The sequence below is a fragment of the Streptomyces sp. NPDC042346 genome (assembly GCF_055581845.1).
In genome coordinates, this window is record NZ_JBVJEH010000003.1 from 269,657 (window position 1) to 290,074 (window position 20,418).

The following is a 20,418-nucleotide window of genomic DNA, read 5'->3' on the forward strand; positions in this document are numbered from 1 at the left end:
CCCGCCGACCGCAGCACAGCGTTCGCAGGACAGCGTTCGCAGCACAGCGTTCGCAGGACCAGAACAGCAACAGGGGAGCCCGCATGTCAGCCGTACGCACCGCCCGCACCGTCGTCGCCGCCACCCTGGTGGCCGGCCTCGCCGCCACCGCCCTCGCCGCACCCGCCCTGGCGGCACCCGCGCCCGCGCCGGTGAAGCAGGACCACGCGGCCACCCAGCAGGCGCTCCAGGCGGCGGTCGACGCCGGAGTGCCCGGCGCCGTCGCCCAGGCCCGCGACGGGCGGACCGCCTGGACCGGCACCGCCGGCGAGCGCAAGGGCGACGACCGCTACCGCGTCGGTTCCATCACCAAGACCTTCGTCGCCACCGTCCTCCTCCAGCTCCAGGCCGAGGGCCGCATCGACCTCGACGACCCGGTCGAGAAGTGGCTGCCCGGAGTCGTCCAGGGCAACGGCCACGACGGCCGGAAGATCACCGTCCGCCAGCTGCTCAACCACACCAGCGGCGTCTACAGCGTCACCGCCGACCCCGGCTTCCAGGAGAAGGTCTTCGGCCCCGGCTTCCTGGAGCACCGCTACGACCGCTGGACCCCGAAGCAGCTCGTCGACATCGCGATGACCCACGCACCGGACTTCGCCCCCGGCACCGCTTGGAACTACTCCAACACCAACTACGTCCTGGCCGGCATGGTGATCGAGAAGGTCACGGGCCGCCCGTACGGCAAGGCGGTCGAGAACCGGATCATCAAGCCGCTCAAGCTCCGCGCCACCAGCGTCCCCGGCACCGACGTGCGGATGCCGAAGCCGAGTTCACCGGCCTGGTCCACGCTCAACTCCGACGCCGGCCCGAACGCGCCGGTCCACGACGTCAGCCGGCTCAGCCCCACCATCGCCTACGCGGCCGGCGAGATGATCTCCGACTCGAACGACCTCCAGACCTTCTACCGCGCCCTGCTCAAGGGCCGGCTCCTCCCGAAGGCCGAACTGAAGGAGATGACCACCACGGTTCCGATCTCTCCCGAACTTCCCGGAACGGAGTACGGACTCGGGCTCATGAAGCAGAAGCTGAGCTGCGGCCAGGAGATCTGGGGCCACGGCGGCGGCATCCACGGCTCCTCCTCCGACGCCCAGGCCACCCGGGACGGCAACCACTCGATCGCCCTGAACTTCAACGCCGACTGGACGGGCGACACCCAGGCCGTCGTGGAAGGCGAGTTCTGCGGCTGACGCGGCCGACCCCTCAGCGCGGCAGGACGACGACATACGCACCGGGCTTCCGGTCCGCCGCGGCCATCAGGGCCGTACGGACCACGGTGGCCTGCTGGTCGAGGGCCTCGCGCAGCTTGCGCGGGGTCAGATGGACGACCGTGATGCCGAGCCGCTCCAGGTGCTCGCGCTTGCGGGTGTACTCGGACCACAGCGCGTCGTCGTCCTGCCGCGGCGCCCGGGTGTCCAGCTCGACGGCGACCGCCTGGTCCGGCCAGTAGGCGTCCACCCCGCCCAGGTGCGGGCCGCCCGGCAGCCGCAGGTCCACGTTCCACAGCGGGTCCGGCAGGGCGAACTCCCGCACCATCTCGTACAGCCGCTCCTCGGAGAGCGAGCGCCCCTCCGCGAGGAGCGTGTCCACCGCGTCCACCACGTGCGGCCGGGTCAGCAGCCGGGCCCGGCTCAACTCCCGCACGATCGCGGCCGGTTCGCAGTGGCCGCCGCGGACCGCCTCGGTGAGCAGCCGGCGGACGGTCTCGGCGTCCGAGAGGCCCGCGACCGCGTCGGCGACGGCACGGGCGGCGGGGGCGACGGGGACGCCGGTGAGCTCCACGGGCTCGGGGTGCTCGACGGCGCGCACCACCCGCACCCAGCCGGTGGAGCGCAGCCGCCGGGTGCGCGGGACCAGCACGTCGATCCGGTCCAGGGCGGTGAGCGGGGGAGCGGACGAGAAGCGGTGCAGGGTCAGCGCGGCGAGTCCGGTGATCATCGCCTCGGGGCCCTGGAGGGGGACGGTCCCGGCCCGACGGGCGTACAGGAGCGCGGCGTTGAGCCGGTCCTCGCTGGTCGGGGGGCCGGGCTGGAGGAGGAAGACGCCCGGGAGGAGCTGCTGCCAGCCGCCGCCGGGCCGGCAGCGCGCGGCGACCTCGCCGGCGGGAACGCCCTGGGTCCTCAACTGGGCGGCGGACGCGAGCCGTTGGGTGCGTCCCGTGCGGGAGGCGAGGGGGAGGGGGCGGGGGGTGATGGGGGTGTTGTGGTTCATGCCGGGGGTCTTCCGCTCCCGAAGGCTCCCCTAACCCCTGTTACACACTCGTCGACATTTAGGGACAACCTCGCCCTAAAGTACGCGCGTTCGAGTGCCGATGAGGGTCCGCCCGCCGAAGCGCACGACGGCGGGGGTCGCACGCCGAAGCGTGCGACCCCCGCCGTCCGAGGTGTTCCGAGGTGCTACGCCGCGAGCCCGTCGCAGGCCTGCGCCCGCAGCGCCCGCGCCAGGTCGTCCCGCGCCTCCAGGACGAGGCGGCGCAGCGCCGGCGCAGCCGACTCGTGCGCCGTCAGCCAGGCGTCCGCCGCGGCCAGCGTCTCGTCACTGTCCTGGAGCCCCGGGAAGAGGCCCTTGACCACGTCCATGCCGATCTGGATCGACCGGTCGGCCCACAGCCGCTCGATCGCCGCGAAGTACTTCTCCGCGTACGGGGCGATCAGCTCGCGCTGCGAGGGCTGGACGAAGCCCGCGATCGTCGCCTCCACCAGCGCGTTCGACAGGGTGTCCGACTCGACGACCTGCGCCCACGCCTGTGCCTTGACGGCCGCCGAGGGCCGCGAGGCCAGCAGGCGCACCTGGTGCCGCTTGCCCGTCGCCGTGTCGTCGCGGGACAGCTCCTCGCCGATCCGCCCCTCGTCCGCCCGGCCGTGCACGGCCAGCGGGGAGAGCAGCGCCCAGCGCAGCTCCTGGTCGACGTCGAGCCCGTCGATCTTCGCGGTGCCGTCGAGCAGCCCCTCCAGGAGCTGGAAGTCGGCGTCCGTGCCGGCCGTGGCCGCGAAGAACCGCGCCCAGGTCAGCTGGTGCTCGCTGCCCGGCTCGGCCACCCGCAGCTCGCGCAGACCGCCCTCGGCGAGCAGGCGCCCGCCCTCTTCGCGCCACGCGGGCGTCGCGTAGAGGGTGACGGCCGACTTCGCCCAGGCGTGCACCATCTGGAGCACGCCGATGTCGGTCTCGCGGCCCGCGAAGGCGAGCGCGACGGAGACGAAGTCCCGGGCGGGCATCAGGCCGTCGCGGGTCAGGTTCCACAGCGCCGACCAGCACAGGGCGCGGGCCAGCGGGTCGGTGATGTCGCCGAGGTGCGCGCGCAGGGTGGCGAGCGAGCCCTCGTCGAAGCGGATCTTGCAGTAGGTCAGGTCGTCGTCGTTGACGAGCACCAGGTCGGGCTTCTCCTCGCCCGCCAGCTCCGCGACGACCGTCCGGGCGCCGGTGATGTCGGCCTCGGCGCGCGCGAAGCGCACGAGGTCGCCGTCGGCCGACAGCCGGTAGAGACCGACCGCCGCCCGGTGCGGACGGAGCTCGTCGCCCTCCTGGAGGACGGCGAGCTCGGTGATCCGGCCCTCCGCGTCGTAGGTGACGGCCGGCGTCAGGCTGTTCACGCCGGAGGTCTGGAGCCAGGACTTCGCCCAGGCCTTCATGTCGCGGCCCGAGGTCTCCTCCAGGATCGAGAGGAGGTCGGCGAGGCGCGTGTTCCCGTAGGCGTGGCGCTTGAAGTAGCGGCGCGCGCCCTCCAGGAACGCGTCCCGGCCCGCGTACGCCACGAGCTGCTTCAGCACCGACGCGCCCTTGGCGTACGTGATGCCGTCGAAGTTGAGCTTGGCGTCCTCCAGGTCACGGATGTCGGCCGTGATCGGGTGCGTGGACGGCAGCTGGTCGGCGCGGTACGCCCAGGCCTTGCGGTTGTTGGCGAAGGTGACCCAGCTGTTGGTGAAGCGGGTCGCCTCGGCGTTCACGAAGGAGCCCATGAAGTCCGCGAAGGACTCCTTCAGCCACAGGTCGTCCCACCACACCATGGTGACCAGGTCGCCGAACCACATGTGCGCCATCTCGTGGAGGATGACGTTGGCCCGGCTCTCGTACGCGGCCTGCGTGACCTTGCCCCGGTAGATGTACTCCTCGCGGAAGGTCACCATGCCCGGGTTCTCCATCGCGCCGAGGTTGTACTCGGGGACGAAGGCCTGGTCGTACTTCCCGAAGGGGTACGGGTAGTCGAAGTTGTCGTGGAAGAAGTCGAAGCCCTGCTTGGTGATCAGGAAGACGTCGTCCGCGTCGAAGTGCTTCGCGAGGCTCTTGCGGCACATCGCGCCGAGCGGGATCGTCAGGTCGCCGCGCTCGTAGCTGTCGGTCACGTAGTGGTACGGGCCCGCCACGACGCAGGTGATGTACGTGGAGATCGGCGCCGTCTCGGCGAACCGCCACACACCCTCGGCGTCCTGCTCCCCGGCGCCGTTCGACCAGACCGTCCACCCCTCGGGCGCGGTCACCGCGAAGCGGTACGGGGCCTTGAGGTCGGGCTGCTCGAAGTTCGCGTACACGCGGCGGGCGTCGGCCGGCTCGTACTGCGTGTAGAGGTAGACCTCGCCGTCCTCCGGGTCGACGAAGCGGTGCATGCCCTCGCCGGTCCGGCTGTAGGCGCACTGCGCGTCCACCACCAGCACGTTCTCGTCGGCGAGACCGTCGACGGCGATCCGCGAGCCGTCGAAGACGACGGCCGGGTCCAGGGCGCGGCCGTTGAGGGTGACCGCGTTCACGGACGGGGCGATCAGGTCGACGAACGTGCTCGTGCCCTCGCCGGTGCGCCGGAAGCGAATCGTCGTCTCCGAGCGGAAGGTGCGCACCGCCTCGGCGGAGTCGCCGACCGCCGAACGCAGGTCGAGGACGACCTCGTACCCGTCGACGGACAGCAGCGCGGCCCGCTCGTGGGCCTCGTCGCGGGACAGATTCTCACCGGGCACGGTCACTCCTTCGTGGCACGTTCGAAACAGCAGCGATTCTCCCATGTGCCACTGTCACGCGGCACACGGGAATGCCTTCGCTCGCCCGTGGCGTTTGCTCCTTTCGGCGCACCGCCTTCATCACGGCAGTACCGAGGAGTGACATGTCCGAGAGCAGGACCACCGCAGAGTTCTACTTCGACCCGATGTGCCCGTGGGCCTGGATGACCTCCCGCTGGATGCTGGAGGTGGAGCAGGTGCGCCCGGTCGACGTGCGCTGGAAGGTCATGAGCCTGGCCGTGCTCAACGAGAACCGGCTCGACGAGCTCCCGGCCGAGTACCGCGAGCTGCTGACCCAGGCCTGGGGCCCGGTCCGCGTCGTCGTCGCCGCCCAGCAGCTGCACGGCGACGAGGTCGTCGGCAAGCTCTACACGGCGCTCGGCACCCGCTTCCACAACAACGGCGAGGGCCCGACGCGTGAGGCGATCGTCGGCGCGCTGACGGACGTCGGCCTGCCGGAGGACCTCGCGGACTTCGCGGAGAAGGACACGTACGACACCGAGCTGCGCGCCTCGCACAGCGAGGGCATCGACAAGGTCGGCCAGGACGTCGGCACCCCGGTCATCGCGGTGCCGGGCCCGACGGGCGACGAGGTCGCCTTCTTCGGCCCGGTCGTCACCCCGACCCCGCGCGGCGAGGCGGCGGCCCGGCTGTGGGACGGCACGCTGCTCGTGGCGTCGACGCCGGGCTTCTACGAGATCAAGCGCACCCGGACGGCGGCGCCCAGCTTCGAGTAGGACCCCGTGAACGGAAGGACCCCCGCGATTCCTGTCATCGCGGGGGTCCTTCTTTCATCCGCCTGCGACGTGAAGGTTGAGAAGACGATCACGAGCAGGACGACGGGTGCCTTCTCAGGCTCTGATCAGAACGAGATCAGCGGGATCGAGGCCTTGGCCGCCTGGTAGCGCTTGTGCACGTCCTGCCAGTTGACGACCTGCCACATCGCCTCGATGAAGTCCACCTTCTGGTTCTTGTACTGCAGGTAGAAGGCGTGCTCCCAGGCGTCGAAGACGAGGACCGGGACCGAGCCCTGGCCGACGTTGCCCTGGTGGTCGTAGACCTGCTCGACGATCAGCCGGCCGCTGATCGGCTCGTACGCGAGGACACCCCAGCCGGAGCCCTGGGTGGTCGCGGAGGCCTTCGTCAGCTGGGCCTTGAACTTGGCGAAGGAGCCGAAGGACTCGGTGATCGCGTCCGCGAGCTCACCGACGCCGTCGGCGGCCAGCGGCTCGCCGCCGCCCCCGTCCTTCGGGCTGTTCATGTTGTTCCAGTAGATGGAGTGGAGGATGTGGCCGGAGAGGTGGAACGCGAGGTTCTTCTCCAGGCCGTTGATCGCGCCCCACTGGTCCTTGTCGCGGGCCTCCTCCAGCTGCTCCAGGGTGTCGTTCGCGCCCTTGACGTACGCGGCGTGGTGCTTGTCGTGGTGCAGCTCGATGATCTGCGGATTGATCACCGGCTCCAGCGCCGCGTAGTCGTACGGCAGCTCAGGAAGTGTGTAGATCGCCATGTGCCCGGCCCCTTCGACTGCTCCTGCTTATTGCAACCTATATGCAAGTGCAGGCTAACAGTAGGTGCGGGAGTTGTTGATCAGTCCTTCGCCCTAGGTCCGGGGGCCCGGACATGGCGAAACCCCCGAACCCAGGAGGCGGTTCGGGGGTTTCGCGCCGAGGCGGTACGGATCAGGAAGGACGGCCCGCCGCCGCCTTCTGGCGTACGAAGCCGACGGCGGCGAGCAGCAGCGTCAGGCCGCCCGTCCAGTACAGCTGCACGCGCGTGCCCTCCTCGCGGGCCATCAGGAAGAAGATCGCCGCCATGCCGGCCAGCGCCACCCAGGTCAGCACCGGGAAGGCCCACATCCGCACGACCAGCTTCTCCGGCGCCTCGCGCTCGGTGCGGCGGCGCAGCACCAGCTGGGAGGCGGCGATGAAGAACCAGACGACGAGGATGATCGCGCCGATGGTGTTGAGCAGCCAGATGAAGATGTCGTCCGGCCGCCAGTAGCTCAGCAGCACGCAGCCGAAGCCGAAGACGGAGGAGACGAGCACGGCCGCGCGCGGGACCCCGCCGGAGAGCCGGCCGAGCGCCTTCGGACCCTGGCCGCGCGCGACGAGCGAACCGGCCATGCGGGAGGCGCCGTAGATGTTGGCGTTCATCGCGGAGAGCAGGGCGACGAGCACGACCACGTTCATGATCTGGCCGGCGGCCGGGATGCCCAGGTGGTCCAGGGTCGCGACGTACGGGCCCTTCTCGACGACCGCCTTGTCGTCCCACGGGACGAGGGTGACGATGACCGCCATCGAGCCGATGTAGAAGAGCGCGATCCGCCACATCGCCGTACGGACGGCCTTGGCGACGCCCTGCACCGGGTGCTCGGACTCGGCGGCCGCGATGGTGACCGTCTCCAGGCCTCCGTACGCGAAGACGGAGGCGAGCAGGCCGACGATCAGACCCTCGGAGCCGTGCGGGAAGAAGCCGCCGTCGCCGGTGAGGTTCGTCGTGCCGGGCGCGGGGGCGTCCGTGCCCGGCAGGAGACCGGTGATGGCGAGGACGCCGATGCCGAGGAAGAGGACGATCGCGCCGACCTTGAGGGCGGCGAACCAGAACTCGAACTCGCCGAAGTTCTTCACGGCCGCCAGGTTGGTGACGGTGAAGACCACCATGAAGAGCGCGACCCAGGCCCACTCGGGGCTGCCGGGGAACCAGCCGGTCATGATGTTCGCCGCGCCGATGCCCTCCAGGCCGACGGCGACACAGAGCAGGAACCAGAAGGCCCAGCCCGAGGTGAAGCCCGCCCAGGAGCCGAAGGCGCGCTCGGCGTGGACGGAGAAGGAGCCGGAGGCCGGGTTCGCCGCCGACATCTCGCCGAGCATGCGCATCACGAGCATGACGAGCACACCCGAGATCGCGTAGGCGATGACGATCGAGGGACCGGCGGCGGCGATGCCGGCGCCGGAGCCGACGAAGAGGCCGGCACCGATGACGCCACCGAGGGCGATCATCGAGAGGTGGCGCTGCTTGAGGCCGTGCGTGAGGCCCTCGGCGGGTGCGGTCGCGCCGTCCTTGCGGTCGGCCGGCGCGGGCGCGGTGGTCCGAGACATGGGCGAACCCTGTTCACTAGCTGAGACGGGGAGGGAGCCCACAGTCTGGGCGGGCGCACCGCTCAGAGGGAACCGATGTCCGCTATACGGGCACGACCTTCACACAAAGTGAAGGTTCATGACCGGTTCGTACGCAGCTCCCGCACCCACGCGACCAGTAGGACCGCCCCGGTCGCCGCCCCCGACCACAGCACCTGCGGCCGCGCCGCGTCGTCCGTCAGCATCAGGACGAGCACCGCCGCCATCGCGGCGAGCGCCACCCAGGTCAGCCACGGGAAACCCCACATCCTCAGCGTCAGCGTCTCCGGTGCCTCGCGCTCGATCCGGCGCCGCAGCTTCAGCTGCGAGACCGCGATCAGAGCCCAGACGAAGAGCAGCACCGCGCCGACCGCGTTGAGCATGTAGAGGAAGACGGAATCCGGCCACTTTAGATTGAGGAGTACGGAGACGAAGCCGAAGGCCACCGAGGCGAGGACCGCCCGGCGCGGCACCCCGCCGGGCGAGACCCGGAGCAGCCCCTTCGGCGCCTCCCCGCGCTCCGCGAGCGAGAACACCATCCGGGACGAGCCGTACAGGTTGGCGTTGAGCGCCGAGAGCAGCGCCACGAACACCACCACGTTCATGATCTGGCCCGCCGCCGGCACCCCGATCGCGTCCAGGACCGCCACGTACGGCGACTGGCCCGGCTCCATCGACGTCCACGGCAGCAGCGTCACGATGACCAGCATCGAGCCCACGTAGAAGAGGAGGATCCGCCACACCGCGCTGCGCACCGCCCGCGCCACGTTCCTCGCCGGGTCGTCCGACTCGGCCGCCGCGATCGTCACGACCTCCAGGCCGCCGAAGGCGAAGACGACGGCGAGGACACCGGAGACGACCCCCGCCCAGCCGTTCGGCAGGAAACCGCCCTGACCGGTCAGGTTCGCGAGCCCCACCGGGTCCGTGTCGGGCAGCCGGCCGACGATCGCCAGCGTGCCGAGGATCAGGAAGAGGACGATCGCGCCGACCTTGAGCGCGGCGAACCAGAACTCGAACTCGCCGAAGTTCTTCACCGCCGCCAGGTTGGCGAGGGTGAAGACGACCATGAAGATCAGCACCCAGCCCCACTGCGGGACCCCCGGCGCCCAGCCGTTCGCGATCCGCGCCGCGCCCGTCGCCTCCACGGCGAGGACGACGACCAGCAGGAACCAGTACAGCCAGCCAACCGAGAAGCCCGCCCAGCGGCCGAGCGCCCGCTCGGCGTGGACCGAGAACGCCCCGGAGGCGGGCATCGCCGCCGACATCTCGCCCAGCATCCGCATGACGAGCATCGCGAGCGCGCCCGCTATCAGGTACGAGACGACGATGCCGGGACCGGCGACCGCGATGCCCGCGCCCGAACCGACGAAGAGCCCGGCGCCGATCACCCCGCCGAGCCCCAGCATCGTCAGATGACGCTGTTTCAGACCGTGGGAGAGGGGCTCCGGTTCGGGGGTGAGGGAGTCGTGCATGTGGGGGGCTCGTGCTCTCTGACGGTTTATGGAGACCCCACAGTCTCTCCAGTGAAGGTCCTCTGGCGCAAAAGGGACCTCCATGCACGAGTTCCCAGTGACAAGCGTCACGTGGCGCGAGGCGTGATCGGCCGGCTTTGTTCGGTCTCCACGAAGCGCTCGACCGCCGCTTTGTGGGCGGCTGACGGTGATCGGGCGGTCACTCCTGGCATAGCGTCAACCTGTCCCACTCACCCTCACCCCGCGGAGTACCGATGAGCACCGCCGCCGCCCCCGTCCGTCCCCTCCGTGCGGGCGCCGTCCTCGCCGACCTGCTCCCCGCGAGCCGCGCCCGCGACATCGCCCTGGTCGTCGGCGGCGCCGCCTTGACCGGCCTCGCCGCGCAGATCTCCGTCCCGGTCCCCGGCTCCCCGGTCCCGGTCTCCGGCCAGACCTTCGCCGCCCTGCTCGTCGGCACCGCGCTCGGCGCCCGCCGCGGCTTCCTGGCCCTCGCCGCGTACGCCGTGGCGGGCATGGCGGGCGTGCCGTGGTTCGCGCAGGCCACCTCGGGCTACGGGATGCCGTCCTTCGGCTACATCCTCGGCATGATGCTCGCCGCGACCGTCGTCGGCGCCCTCGCCCGCCGCGGCGCCGACCGCTCGGTGCTCCGCACGGCCGGCGCGATGGCCCTCGGCTCCGCGATCATCTACGCGGTCGGCGTGCCCTACCTGGCGCTCGCCACCGGCATGACCTTCGGCCAGGCCGTCGCCGCGGGCCTCACCCCGTTCCTGATCGGCGACGCGCTCAAGGCCGCGCTCGCCATGGGCGTCCTGCCGGCCGCCTGGAAGCTCGTCGGCCGCAAGGGCTGAGCACGTCGCGGTACGCGAGAGGGCCCGTCGTTCCGGGGGAACGACGGGCCCTCTCGTACGTGCGGGGACTACGGGCGCTCGGCCGACGCCTTCGCCATCCGCTGCCGGACCAGCGCGATCGCGATGACCAGCGCGGCGACGAGCAGGGACAGCACGACCTGGTCGCGGTTGCTGCCGCCGTCGTAGACCATGTAGCCGAGGACGCCGACGATCATGACGATCGTCGCCCAGGTCAGGTACGGGAAGAGCCACATCTTCACGACCAGCTTCTCCGGCGTCTCGCGCAGGATGATGCCGCGCATCTTCAGCTGGGTCACGCAGATGACCAGCCAGACGAAGAGCGCGACCGCGCCGGAGGAGTTCAGCAGGAAGGCGAAGACGGTGTCCGGCCACTTGTAGTTGAAGAAGACCGCGACGAAGCCGAAGACGACGGAGCCGAGGATCGCGGCCGTCGGCACGCCCCGCTTGTTGACCTTGGCGAAGGCCTTCGGCGCGTCGCCGCGCTGCCCGAGCGAGAACGCCATGCGGGAAGCGGTGTAGAGGCCCGAGTTCAGGCAGGACAGGACGGCCGTCAGGACGATCACGTTCATGATCTGGCCGGCGTGCGCGATGCCGATGGAGTCGAGGGCGGCGACGTACGAGCCCTTCTCGACGATCGACTTGTCGTTCCACGGCAGCAGCGTCAGGACGACGAAGATCGAGCCCAGGTAGAAGACGCCGATCCGCCAGATCACGCTGTTGGTGGCCTTGGTGACCGCCTTCTGCGGGTCCTCCGACTCACCGGCGGCCAGGGTGACGATCTCGCTGCCCATGAAGGAGAAGACGACCATCAGCACACCGGTGAGGACCGCGCCCGCGCCCATCGGGAAGAAGCCCCCGGCGTCGGTGAGGTGCGCGAAGCCCGTGCCCGGGTTGTCCGAGCCCGGCAGGACGCCGAAGACCGCGAGCAGGCCGATGACGACGAAGGCGCCGATGGCCACGACCTTGATGCCGGCGAACCAGAACTCGAACTCGCCGTACGAGGCGACCGAGCCGAGGTTGGTGAGGGTGAGCACCACCATCACGATGAGCGCCCAGCCCCACTGCGGTACGGCCGGGATCCAGCCCTCCAGGATCTTGGCGCCCGCGGTCGCCTCGACGGCGAGGACGACGACCCAGAAGAACCAGTACAGCCAGCCGATGCTGAAGCCGGCCCAGCGGCCGAGGGCCCGGTCGGCGTAGGCGGAGAAGGAGCCGGAGGACGGCCGGGCGGCGGCCATCTCGCCGAGCATCCGCATCACGAAGACGACCATGGCGCCGACGAGCGCGTAGGAGAGCAGGATCGCGGGGCCGGCCGCGGCGATGCCGGATCCCGAGCCGACGAAGAGGCCGGCGCCGATCACGCCGCCGATGGCGATCATCGACAGATGACGGTTCTTGAGCCCGGCCTTGAGACCGTCGGAGGACTGCGGAGTATCGGCCGTACCGGCCGTTCCGCCTTCCTTCTCCAGGGTCGGCTGCGTGTTCATGAACGCTTCCTAACGTGTGGGGGACGCTCGGGTCGCGAGCCCGAGCATTGAACCCTGTGAGAGGGGGTGATCGGAAGACCTCATTCCGGATAGTTGTGAGGACCACTCCGCGAGAGGCGAAGGTCCATACCAGGCCGGGTGAACGTCCCGACCCCGCTGACCGCTACCCGCGCCCTGACATGCCACACTCGGCACCATGCGCGTCTACATCGGTTCCGACCACGCCGGCTACGAACTCAAGAACCACCTCGTCGAGTGGCTCACGGCACACGGCCACGAGCCCGTCGACTGTGGTCCGCACATCTACGACGCCCTCGACGACTACCCGCCGTTCTGCCTCCGCGCCGCCGAGAAGACGGCCGCGGACCCGGACGGCCTGGGCATCGTCATCGGCGGCTCCGGCAACGGCGAGCAGATCGCCGCGAACAAGGTGAAGGGGGTGCGCGCCGCCCTCGCCTGGAGCGAGCAGACCGCCGCCCTCGGCCGCGAGCACAACAACGCCAACGTGATCTCCGTCGGTGGCCGCATGCACACCCAGGAAGAGGCGACGAAGTTCGTCGAGATCTTCCTGAACACGCCGTACTCGGGTGACGAGCGCCACACCCGCCGGATCGACATGCTCAGCCACTACGAGAACACCGGCGAGCTCCCCCCGATCCCGGCCCACCACCCGCAGTAGTCCGCCGCCCGATGCCCGAAGGTCACACCATCCACCGGCTGGCCGCCGACCACCGTGAGCGGTTCGGCGGCCGACCCGTGCGCGTCTCCAGCCCGCAGGGCAAGTTCGCCGACTCGGCGGCCCTGCTCGACGGCGGCGTCCTGGAGACCACCGAGGCCCACGGCAAGCACCTCTTCCTCGGCTTCCGCGGCGAGGAGTGGATCCACATCCACCTCGGCCTCTTCGGCAAGGTGACCTTCGGGGACACCACCGGCGCCCCGGCCCCGCCGCCCACCGACACCGTCCGGCTGCGGCTCGCCAACCCCGAGGCGTACGTCGACCTCCGCGGCCCCACGACGTGCGCGCTCGTCACGGACGCCGAGAAGCAGGCGATACACGACCGCCTCGGACCCGACCCGCTCCGGCCCGGCGACGACCCCGGCAAGGCCTGGCGCCGGATCTCGAAGTCCCGCACCACCGTCGCCGCCCTGCTCATGGACCAGAAGGTCATCGCCGGCGTCGGCAACGTCTACCGCGCCGAGGTCCTCTTCCGGCACGGCATCGACCCCTACCGCGCGGGCAAGGACCTGACACCGGGGGAGTGGGACGCGATCTGGACCGACCTCGCCGCGCTGATGCGCGAGGGCGTCCGCCTCAACCGCATCGACACCGTCCGCCCCGAGCACACGCCCGAGGCGATGGGCCGCCCGCCGCGCGTCGACGACCACGGCGGCGAGGTGTACGTCTACCGCAGGACCCACCAGCCCTGCCACATCTGCGGCGACGAGATCCGCACCGCCGACCTCGCCGCCCGCAACCTCTTCTGGTGCCCCGGCTGCCAGACCCCCTAGAACCCGTGCGGCAGCCACGGCGCCACCGGGGACCCCAAGGCGACCGACGCCTCCACGAGCGCACCTTCCCGCAGCTCCCGCACGCGCCCCGCCGCCGCCAGCGACACCAGCGACACCCCGCCCAGGTACGCCGCGCCCAGCTCCCGCACGGACAGTTCGAGGTCCGCCGGATCCGAGGTCCGGACGCACGTCGCGCCCTTCGTGTCACCCGTCAGCCGCCAACGTCCCTCGTTCCAGGGACAGAACGCGTCCTCGACCTCGAACACCACGTCCACCGGCGCCTGGTACGTCCGCGCCTCCAGCGCCGCACCCACCTCCACCAGACGCACGTGCAGACCGTCCCGCAGCATCGGCGAGCAGCGCCGTACATCGCTCACCAGGTGCTGCCAGCCGTCGTCCACCGGCCGGCTGAGGAGCCGTACCTCCCGGGTCAGGTCCACCGAGCAGAGGAACCGCCACAGCGCCGCCTCCGCCACCGCGTCGAGCCCCATCAGCTGATGGACCGTGACGACACCGTCGGCGCCCGAGAACGACCACTCCGGCTTGATCGCGTAGTGCGTGAACCCCACGACCTCCCCGCCCCGTTCCGCGAGCACGCACAGCTTCGGCGAGGCACCCTCCCGGTCGGCAGGCGCGTCGAGCAGCGCCAGCCGCTCCCACCCGGGCTGCCGGGCCAGCATCCCCGGCCGTCCGGGCACCAGCTTCGCGTAGACCGCCTCGCACACCGCGTTGGACTCCGTCAGATCGGCCTGGCGCAAAGTGACCCCGTCCGTGCCCTCCGGCACAGAGAGCCGTACCCGGGTCGTGTCGATCGTGGTCCGCGCCGAGTACGCGGCGATGCCGTAGCCGAACCGCCCGTAGATCTCCGGCTCCGAGGCCGTGAGCACCGCGACCGACTCGCCGGCGGCCCGCAGGTCGTCCAGCTGCCGCCGCATCATCGAGGTCAGGATCCCGCGCCGGCGGTGCGTCCCCGCCACGCTCACCATCGTCACCCCGCCGGCCGGCACCGAAGCCCCGCCCGGCACCGTGAGCCGGAACGAGAAGGCACCCGCCGTGCCCACGCACAGGTCGCCGTCCCACACCCCCAGGGAGCGGTCGAACTCGGTCAGGTCGCGCCACAGCGCCCGCTCCTCCGGAGCCTCCGCCACGCCCCCGAACGCCAGCTCCAGAACCTCGTACCAGCGGTCCCAGTCCGTCGGTTCGAGTACGCGCAGTTCAGTCGTCATATGCCATCGATATCAGCGGCGCGCGTCCGGGGCGACCCGATTTCGCGCACATTGTCACCGGGGTACCCCTGCACGATGTCGGACGAGGTGGATAGGGTCCAGGCCAATGGGACACCGCGCGGGAGTGAACACGTACGCGGCCCGGATGCGCAGGCGCGCCCGCCGGGCCCGCATCGCGCTGCGCAAGTCCGGCGTCGACTACTTCCGCGGGGACGGCTCCGACTGGCTCGCCTTCGCCGGACTCCTGCTGATGATTCCGGCCATCGCCTGCGGCACCCTGCTCGACCCCGTCTGGTGCGCGCCGGCCGCGCTCGTCCTGCCCATCGTGGCCGGCGGGCTGCTGCTGCGCCCCGCCAGCCTCCTCGGCCTGTACGCGGCCGCCGCCGGCGCCCTCATCGTCGAGTCCGTCGTCCTCGGCCCGTACACCCAGGGCCCCGCCCGGGTCACCCCCGGCACCGTCCTCACCGTCGCCGCCTGCGGACTCTTCGGACTCCTCATCGCCCAGTTCCGCGCCCGGGTCGGCGTGCCCTGGCGACGCGGCGGCACCATGCTCTTCGACCTGCGCGAACGCATCCGCGTCCAGAGCGCCCTGCCCCGGCTCCCGCAGGGCTGGCACCGCGAGATGGCGCTCCGCCCGGCCGGCGGCCAGTCCTTCTCCGGCGACTTCGTCGTCGCCGCCCGCACCCACGGCGGCCGCACCCTGGAGGTCGTCCTCACCGACGTCTCCGGCAAGGGCATGGACGCGGCCTCCCGCTCCCTGCTGCTCTCCGGAGCCTTCGGCGGCCTCCTCGGCTCGCTCCCGCCGCACGGCTTCCTGCCCGCCGCCAACGGCTACCTGCTCCGCCAGAACTGGGATGAGGGCTTCGCCACCTCCATCCACCTCGTCCTCGACCTGGATTCCGGCGACTACGAACTCTTCTCCGCCGGCCATCTCCCCGCGCTCCAGCTCCACGCGGGCAGCGGCCGCTGGGAGGAGAAGGCCGCCGACGGTCCCCTCCTCGGCGTCTACGACGGGGCCGAGTTCCACCCGGTCAAGGGCGCGCTGCGGCCCGGCGACGTCCTCATGCTCTTCACCGACGGCCTCGTCGAGGCCGCCGACCGGGACATCGCCGAGGGGATCGACCGCCTCACCGGCGAGGCCGACCGCTGCGTCGCCGAGGGCTTCGACGGCGTCACCTGGCACCTGATCGAGGCCGTCGCCAAGGACGTCAACGACGACCGGGCGCTGCTGCTCATCTCCCGTCGCGCCTGACCGGACGTCCCCGTGTGACGTGATCTTCTCCACGACGATTCGTCACGAGGCGGCGGGGGCATGGGAGTTGATGGCACCATGGAGGCAGCGGGGGGTGGTGTGCGACGTGCGTCGCTCCCCGGCGGGCAAGGCGGGACCGACCGAGGGTGTGATCAGTTGTGGCCATTTCACTGTCTGTGGTGTTGCTGTTGGCAATCATCCTGGTGGTGCTGATCCGCGGGGGGAACCTCAAGGGCGGACCGGCCGTGATCGCCGTGCTCTTCGGCTTCTTCCTCGCCTCCACCGGCATGGCCGACGACATCCAGCGCTTCCTGGACTCGATAACGCAGACGGTCGGCTCCATCAAGTTCTGACGAGCCCCGGACTACTTCGCGGGCTTGACCGTCTTGGTGGCCTTGGCTGTCTTGGTCGTCTTGGTCGACGGCTTGGCCGCCTTGGCCGAGGGCTTGGCAGCCTTGGCCGGCTTGGAGTCCTTGGGGCCGTTCGCCGGCCTGGCGGCCGTCGTGGCCGTCCTCGCCGTCCCGGTCGGCCGCGGGGCGGATCGTTTCGCCCCCATGTCACTGCCCGAGACCGCGGTACTCGGCGGTGCCGCCTCCCGGGGGCCGTGCGTCGACCACTTGAGCTCGATCTCCAGCTCGATCTCCCCGTCGCCGACCTCGAACTCCACCTCGCTGCGGAGCCTGTCCGGGATGTGCAGGCTCAGCGTCCCGGACCCCAGCTCCAGTTCGGCCTCGCCGCCCTCCCGCAGGGCGGCGGCGAGCGCGGCCAGCTGATCGGCCGCCTCATGGCGGGACAGCGAGCGCTTCTGCTCGAACTTCAGGTCCTTCATCGCTACCTCCGGTGCGGCGGGAGACGGGCTGAGCCCAGTCTGCGCGACCCCGCGGGACCCGGCATCTCGCGAGCCTCCGGAAGGAGCTGCCGGAAACGCCTCAGGGCCGGTCCGGAGAGGCTTCTCCGGACCGGCCCTGAGACCGTGGAGCGGGTGACGGGAATCGAACCCGCGTAGCTAGTTTGGAAGACTAGTGCTCTACCATTGAGCTACACCCGCACAGCATCGCGCCGCAGGTCACCAGGACCGCGGCACGAAGAGCATGTTAGCCGGTCGGGGGACCTTCGTGCACACCCCTTGAAACGGGGGGCGCCGCACTGTCCCCGTCCATGTACCCTACGTGTCGCACCGACGGGGTGTGGCGCAGCTTGGTAGCGCGTCCGCTTTGGGAGCGGAAGGCCGTGGGTTCAAATCCCGCCACCCCGACCATGACGATCACGCGCCCACCGGTCGCGTTCTTGATCACGTTGTGGCTGCCTCCCCGCTTGCGGTTACTATGCAAGCTGCGTGCCCGTGTGTCTTTCTGACCGGGCCGACCCACCGGAACCGCCGAGACGCGGAACCGGTGGTTTCCAGGAATCAGCCACAAGGAGACCTAACCGTGAAGAGCGCCGTGGAGACCCTGAACCCGACTCGGGTTCGGCTCACTGTCGAGGTGCCCTTCGAGGAGCTCAAGGACAGCCTCGACGCGGCGTACAAGAAGATCAACCAGCAGGTCACGGTCAAGGGCTTCCGTAAGGGCAAGATCCCGGCTCGCGTGATCGACCAGCGGTTCGGCCGCGGCGCCGTGCTGGAAGAGGCCGTCAACGACGCGCTCCCGAAGTTCTACACCGAGGCCGTCAACGAGGCCGAGGTCAACCCGCTGGGTCAGCCCGAGGTCGACATCACGGAGCTGAAGGACGGCGAACTGCTGGCCTTCACCGCCGAGGTCGACATCCGCCCGACGATCGAGATCCCGGACTACTCCGGCATCGAGGTCACCGTCGACCCGATCGAGGTCACGGACGAGGACATCGAGAAGTCGGTGGAGCAGCTCCGTGAGCGCTTCGCCTCGACGTCCACGGTCGAGCGGGCCGCCCAGGACGGCGACGTCGTCACCATCGACCTCGAGGCCAAGGTCGACGGCGAGGTCCTGCCCGACGGTGTCGCCGACGGTGTCTCGTACACCATCGGTTCCGGCGAGCTGCTCGACGGCATCGACGAGGCCGTCAAGGGCCTGGAGGCCGGTGGCGAGGCCACCTTCACCTCGCAGCTGAAGGGCGGCTCCGCCGAGGGCAAGGACGCGGAGGTCACCGTCAAGGTCACCACCGTCGCCGCCCGTGAGCTTCCCGAGCTGGACGACGAGTTCGCGCAGATGGCGTCGGAGTTCGACACCCTCGACGAGCTCAAGGCCGACAGCCGCAAGCGCCTCGAGAACATGAAGCAGTTCGACCAGGCCACCCAGGCCCAGGAGCGCGTCCTCGACGAGCTCCTCAAGCTGGTCGAGGTCCCGATGCCCGAGAAGCTTCTCGAGGACGAGATCAACACCCGCAAGCACAACCTGGAGCACCACCAGCTCGGCCAGATGGGCATCGACCTCGCGAAGTACCTGGAGCTCCAGGGCAAGACCGAGGAAGAGTTCCTGGCCGAGACCAAGGAGCAGGCCGAGAAGGGCATCAAGACGCAGTTCATCCTCGATGAGCTCGTCAACAAGGAGAAGCTCGAGGTCTCCCGCGAGGAGCTCACCGAGCACCTCTTCCGTCGTGCCGCCTCCTCCGGCATGAGCCCCGACCAGTTCGCCCAGGCCGTGGCCCAGGGCGGCCAGGTGCCGATGCTCGTCGGCGAGGTCGCCCGCGGCAAGGCCCTCGCGGTTGTCGTCGAGGCCGCCAAGGTCCTCGACACCAACGGTGAGGTCGTCGACCTCTCCGACGACGAGGACGAGGTCGAGACCGCCGCTGAGGCCGTCGAGGCCGTCACCGGCGAGGCCGAGGTCTCCGAGGACAAGTAAGCGGCTTCGCGCCCCGGCGCGGAACGCCGCTCCACGGGCCCGTGCGCACTGCTGTGCGTACGGGCCCGTGGACGTACCCGGCCCGGTTACGCGCGGCCGCCGACCTTGCGCTCCCAGCGAACAGTTCGGGAACCGGGATGGCGTTGTCCTACCTGCGCGTTAGGGTCCATGAATACGAGGGCAATGCCCTCGGAACGAGACGCTGAGACGGCCTTCGCCGTCGGAGACGAGCAGGTGGATACGTGACGAATCTGAAGCCTTACGCCGCGGGTGAGCCGTCCATCGGTGGCGGCCTCGGCGACCATGTCTACAACCGGCTGCTCGGCGAGCGGATCATCTTCCTCGGCCAGCAGGTCGACGACGAGATCGCCAACAAGATCACCGCTCAGATGCTCCTCCTGGCCGCCGAGCCGGAGAAGGACATCTTCCTGTACATCAACAGCCCCGGCGGCTCGGTGACGGCCGGCATGGCCGTCTACGACACCATGCAGTTCATTCCGAACGACGTCGTCACCATCGGTATGGGCATGGCGGCCTCCATGGGCCAGTTCCTGCTGACCGCCGGCGCCCCCGGCAAGCGCTTCGCGCTGCCGAACACCGACATCCTGATGCACCAGGGCTCCGCCGGCATCGGCGGCACCGCCTCCGACATCAAGATCCAGGCCGAGTACCTCCTTCGCACGAAGAAGCGCATGGCCGAGATCACCGCGCAGCACTCCGGTCAGACCGTCGAGGCGATCATCCGCGACGGTGACCGCGACCGCTGGTTCACCGCGGACGAGGCCAAGAACTACGGCCTCATCGACGACATCATCACGCACGCCGCGGGCGTTCCGGGCGGTGGCGGCACGGGCGCCTGAGCGCCGGTAGCCAGCCCCAGAGCCCCAGCCCACCGAACGCCACCAGGACGGTGAACACCCAGATGCAGAACAACCTCTCCGCGAGCGGCCTCTACACCGGCGCGCCGATGGACAACCGCTACGTCGTTCCGCGCTTCGTCGAGCGCACCTCGCAGGGCGTCCGCGAGTACGACCCGTACGCGAAGCTCTTCGAGGAGCGCGTGATCTTCCTCGGCGTGCAGATCGACGACGCCTCCGCCAACGACGTCATGGCGCAGCTCCTGTGCCTGGAGTCGATGGACCCGGACCGCGACATCTCCATCTACATCAACAGCCCCGGTGGCTCCTTCACCGCGCTGACGGCGATCTACGACACGATGCAGTTCGTGAAGCCGGACATCCAGACGGTCTGCATGGGCCAGGCGGCCTCCGCCGCGGCCGTGCTGCTCGCCGCCGGTACGCCCGGCAAGCGGATGGCCCTGCCGAACGCGCGCGTGCTGATCCACCAGCCCTCCGGCGGCACCGGCCGCGAGCAGCTCTCCGACCTGGAGATCGCGGCCCGCGAGATCCTGCGGATGCGCAGCCAGCTGGAAGAGATGCTGGCGAAGCACTCCTCGACGCCGATCGAGAAGATCCGCGAGGACATCGAGCGTGACAAGATCCTGACCGCCGAGGACGCTCTCGCGTACGGCCTGGTCGACCAGATCGTCTCGACCCGCAAGAGCACGGCCTCCTCGGAGCGCTGACGCCCGACCTTCCCTCGGCACGGAGCACATGACGCATTCCCGTCCATGTGAACCGTGCCAAGGGG

At 70.2% G+C, this 20,418-nt stretch carries 18 protein-coding genes and 2 tRNA genes; 11 read left to right on the top strand and 9 right to left on the bottom strand.

All coding sequences use genetic code 11. The features are described from left to right. The first annotated feature begins 83 nt into the window (after nucleotides 1–83). Nucleotides 84–1,226, top strand: a complete 1,143-nt coding sequence (locus ACZ6K0_RS14870) for a serine hydrolase domain-containing protein (RefSeq protein WP_376405848.1) — start codon at nucleotides 84–86, stop codon at nucleotides 1,224–1,226. A gap of 13 nt (nucleotides 1,227–1,239) precedes the next feature. Here ACZ6K0_RS14870 and ACZ6K0_RS14875 read toward each other — a convergent pair whose 3' ends face one another. Next, the gene (locus ACZ6K0_RS14875; protein WP_376405850.1) at nucleotides 1,240–2,247 is read right to left on the bottom strand and encodes a hypothetical protein; all 1,008 of its coding nucleotides are present in this window, start codon (nucleotides 2,245–2,247) and stop codon (nucleotides 1,240–1,242) included. A 185-nt stretch (nucleotides 2,248–2,432) separates the two neighbouring features. Continuing rightward, nucleotides 2,433–4,982, bottom strand: a complete 2,550-nt coding sequence (gene pepN, locus ACZ6K0_RS14880) for an aminopeptidase N (protein WP_469233571.1) — start codon at nucleotides 4,980–4,982, stop codon at nucleotides 2,433–2,435. A 143-nt stretch (nucleotides 4,983–5,125) separates the two neighbouring features. On the opposite strand from pepN, the gene ACZ6K0_RS14885 reads away from it, so the two are divergent. After that, a complete protein-coding gene (locus ACZ6K0_RS14885) occupies nucleotides 5,126–5,758 on the top strand; it encodes a mycothiol-dependent nitroreductase Rv2466c family protein (RefSeq protein ID WP_376405854.1) in 633 nt (210 codons plus the stop codon). A 125-nt stretch (nucleotides 5,759–5,883) separates the two neighbouring features. On the opposite strand, the gene ACZ6K0_RS14890 is transcribed toward ACZ6K0_RS14885, so the two are convergent. The 3 genes from ACZ6K0_RS14890 to ACZ6K0_RS14900 form a co-directional block, all read right to left on the bottom strand. Beyond that, nucleotides 5,884–6,528, bottom strand: a complete 645-nt coding sequence (locus tag ACZ6K0_RS14890) for a superoxide dismutase (protein WP_376405856.1) — start codon at nucleotides 6,526–6,528, stop codon at nucleotides 5,884–5,886. Between the two features lie 172 nt (nucleotides 6,529–6,700). After that, nucleotides 6,701–8,119 (bottom strand): amino acid permease, encoded by a 1,419-nt coding sequence (locus ACZ6K0_RS14895; RefSeq protein WP_376405858.1) that lies wholly within the window; start codon nucleotides 8,117–8,119, stop codon nucleotides 6,701–6,703. Between the two features lie 116 nt (nucleotides 8,120–8,235). Next, nucleotides 8,236–9,609: an amino acid permease gene (locus ACZ6K0_RS14900; RefSeq protein WP_376405861.1), complete on the bottom strand. Its 1,374-nt coding sequence runs from the start codon at nucleotides 9,607–9,609 to the stop codon at nucleotides 8,236–8,238. Between the two features lie 254 nt (nucleotides 9,610–9,863). Between ACZ6K0_RS14900 and ACZ6K0_RS14905 the strand changes: the two genes are divergently transcribed. Then, the gene (locus tag ACZ6K0_RS14905) at nucleotides 9,864–10,457 is read left to right on the top strand and encodes a biotin transporter BioY (RefSeq protein ID WP_376405863.1); all 594 of its coding nucleotides are present in this window, start codon (nucleotides 9,864–9,866) and stop codon (nucleotides 10,455–10,457) included. 68 nt (nucleotides 10,458–10,525) lie between these two features. Here the strand turns inward: ACZ6K0_RS14905 and ACZ6K0_RS14910 are convergent, their stop codons facing one another. Further along, nucleotides 10,526–11,965 carry an amino acid permease gene (locus tag ACZ6K0_RS14910; protein WP_376405865.1) on the bottom strand — a complete coding sequence of 480 codons (1,440 nt, stop codon included), beginning with the start codon at nucleotides 11,963–11,965 and terminating at the stop codon, nucleotides 10,526–10,528. 196 nt (nucleotides 11,966–12,161) lie between these two features. On the opposite strand from ACZ6K0_RS14910, the gene ACZ6K0_RS14915 reads away from it, so the two are divergent. Together ACZ6K0_RS14915 and ACZ6K0_RS14920 are read left to right on the top strand one after the other, a co-directional pair. After that, nucleotides 12,162–12,644, top strand: a complete 483-nt coding sequence (locus ACZ6K0_RS14915) for a ribose-5-phosphate isomerase (protein ID WP_376405867.1) — start codon at nucleotides 12,162–12,164, stop codon at nucleotides 12,642–12,644. Between the two features lie 11 nt (nucleotides 12,645–12,655). Then, nucleotides 12,656–13,474 carry an Fpg/Nei family DNA glycosylase gene (locus ACZ6K0_RS14920; protein ID WP_376405869.1) on the top strand — a complete coding sequence of 273 codons (819 nt, stop codon included), beginning with the start codon at nucleotides 12,656–12,658 and terminating at the stop codon, nucleotides 13,472–13,474. Here the strand turns inward: ACZ6K0_RS14920 and ACZ6K0_RS14925 are convergent. Continuing rightward, nucleotides 13,471–14,700, bottom strand: coding sequence for a GNAT family N-acetyltransferase (locus tag ACZ6K0_RS14925; protein ID WP_376405871.1), 1,230 nt, complete (start codon nucleotides 14,698–14,700; stop codon nucleotides 13,471–13,473). The genes ACZ6K0_RS14920 and ACZ6K0_RS14925 overlap by 4 nt on opposite strands. A gap of 106 nt (nucleotides 14,701–14,806) precedes the next feature. Between ACZ6K0_RS14925 and ACZ6K0_RS14930 the strand changes: the two genes are divergently transcribed. After that, complete coding sequence (locus tag ACZ6K0_RS14930) at nucleotides 14,807–15,952, top strand: PP2C family protein-serine/threonine phosphatase (protein WP_376405873.1); 1,146 nt, start codon at nucleotides 14,807–14,809, stop codon at nucleotides 15,950–15,952. Between the two features lie 158 nt (nucleotides 15,953–16,110). Continuing rightward, complete coding sequence (locus ACZ6K0_RS14935; RefSeq protein ID WP_024755527.1) at nucleotides 16,111–16,305, top strand: hypothetical protein; 195 nt, start codon at nucleotides 16,111–16,113, stop codon at nucleotides 16,303–16,305. Between the two features lie 11 nt (nucleotides 16,306–16,316). Here ACZ6K0_RS14935 and ACZ6K0_RS14940 read toward each other — a convergent pair whose 3' ends face one another. Both ACZ6K0_RS14940 and ACZ6K0_RS14945 read right to left on the bottom strand, forming a co-directional pair. Then, nucleotides 16,317–16,781 (bottom strand): amphi-Trp domain-containing protein, encoded by a 465-nt coding sequence (locus ACZ6K0_RS14940; protein WP_469233567.1) that lies wholly within the window; start codon nucleotides 16,779–16,781, stop codon nucleotides 16,317–16,319. Between the two features lie 145 nt (nucleotides 16,782–16,926). Continuing rightward, a tRNA-Gly gene (locus ACZ6K0_RS14945) sits at nucleotides 16,927–17,000 on the bottom strand. Between the two features lie 133 nt (nucleotides 17,001–17,133). On the opposite strand from ACZ6K0_RS14945, the gene ACZ6K0_RS14950 reads away from it, so the two are divergent. The 4 genes from ACZ6K0_RS14950 (at nucleotide 17,134) to ACZ6K0_RS14965 (ending at nucleotide 20,353) form a co-directional block, all read left to right on the top strand. Beyond that, nucleotides 17,134–17,210: transfer RNA gene (locus ACZ6K0_RS14950), tRNA-Pro, on the top strand. A 172-nt stretch (nucleotides 17,211–17,382) separates the two neighbouring features. Beyond that, complete coding sequence (tig, locus tag ACZ6K0_RS14955) at nucleotides 17,383–18,768, top strand: trigger factor (protein WP_376405877.1); 1,386 nt, start codon at nucleotides 17,383–17,385, stop codon at nucleotides 18,766–18,768. Nucleotides 18,769–19,010: 242 nt separating this feature from the next. Continuing rightward, nucleotides 19,011–19,628: an ATP-dependent Clp protease proteolytic subunit gene (locus tag ACZ6K0_RS14960; protein WP_365217508.1), complete on the top strand. Its 618-nt coding sequence runs from the start codon at nucleotides 19,011–19,013 to the stop codon at nucleotides 19,626–19,628. 62 nt (nucleotides 19,629–19,690) lie between these two features. Beyond that, nucleotides 19,691–20,353 (top strand): ATP-dependent Clp protease proteolytic subunit, encoded by a 663-nt coding sequence (locus ACZ6K0_RS14965; RefSeq protein WP_376405880.1) that lies wholly within the window; start codon nucleotides 19,691–19,693, stop codon nucleotides 20,351–20,353. Nucleotides 20,354–20,418 lie beyond the last annotated feature (65 nt).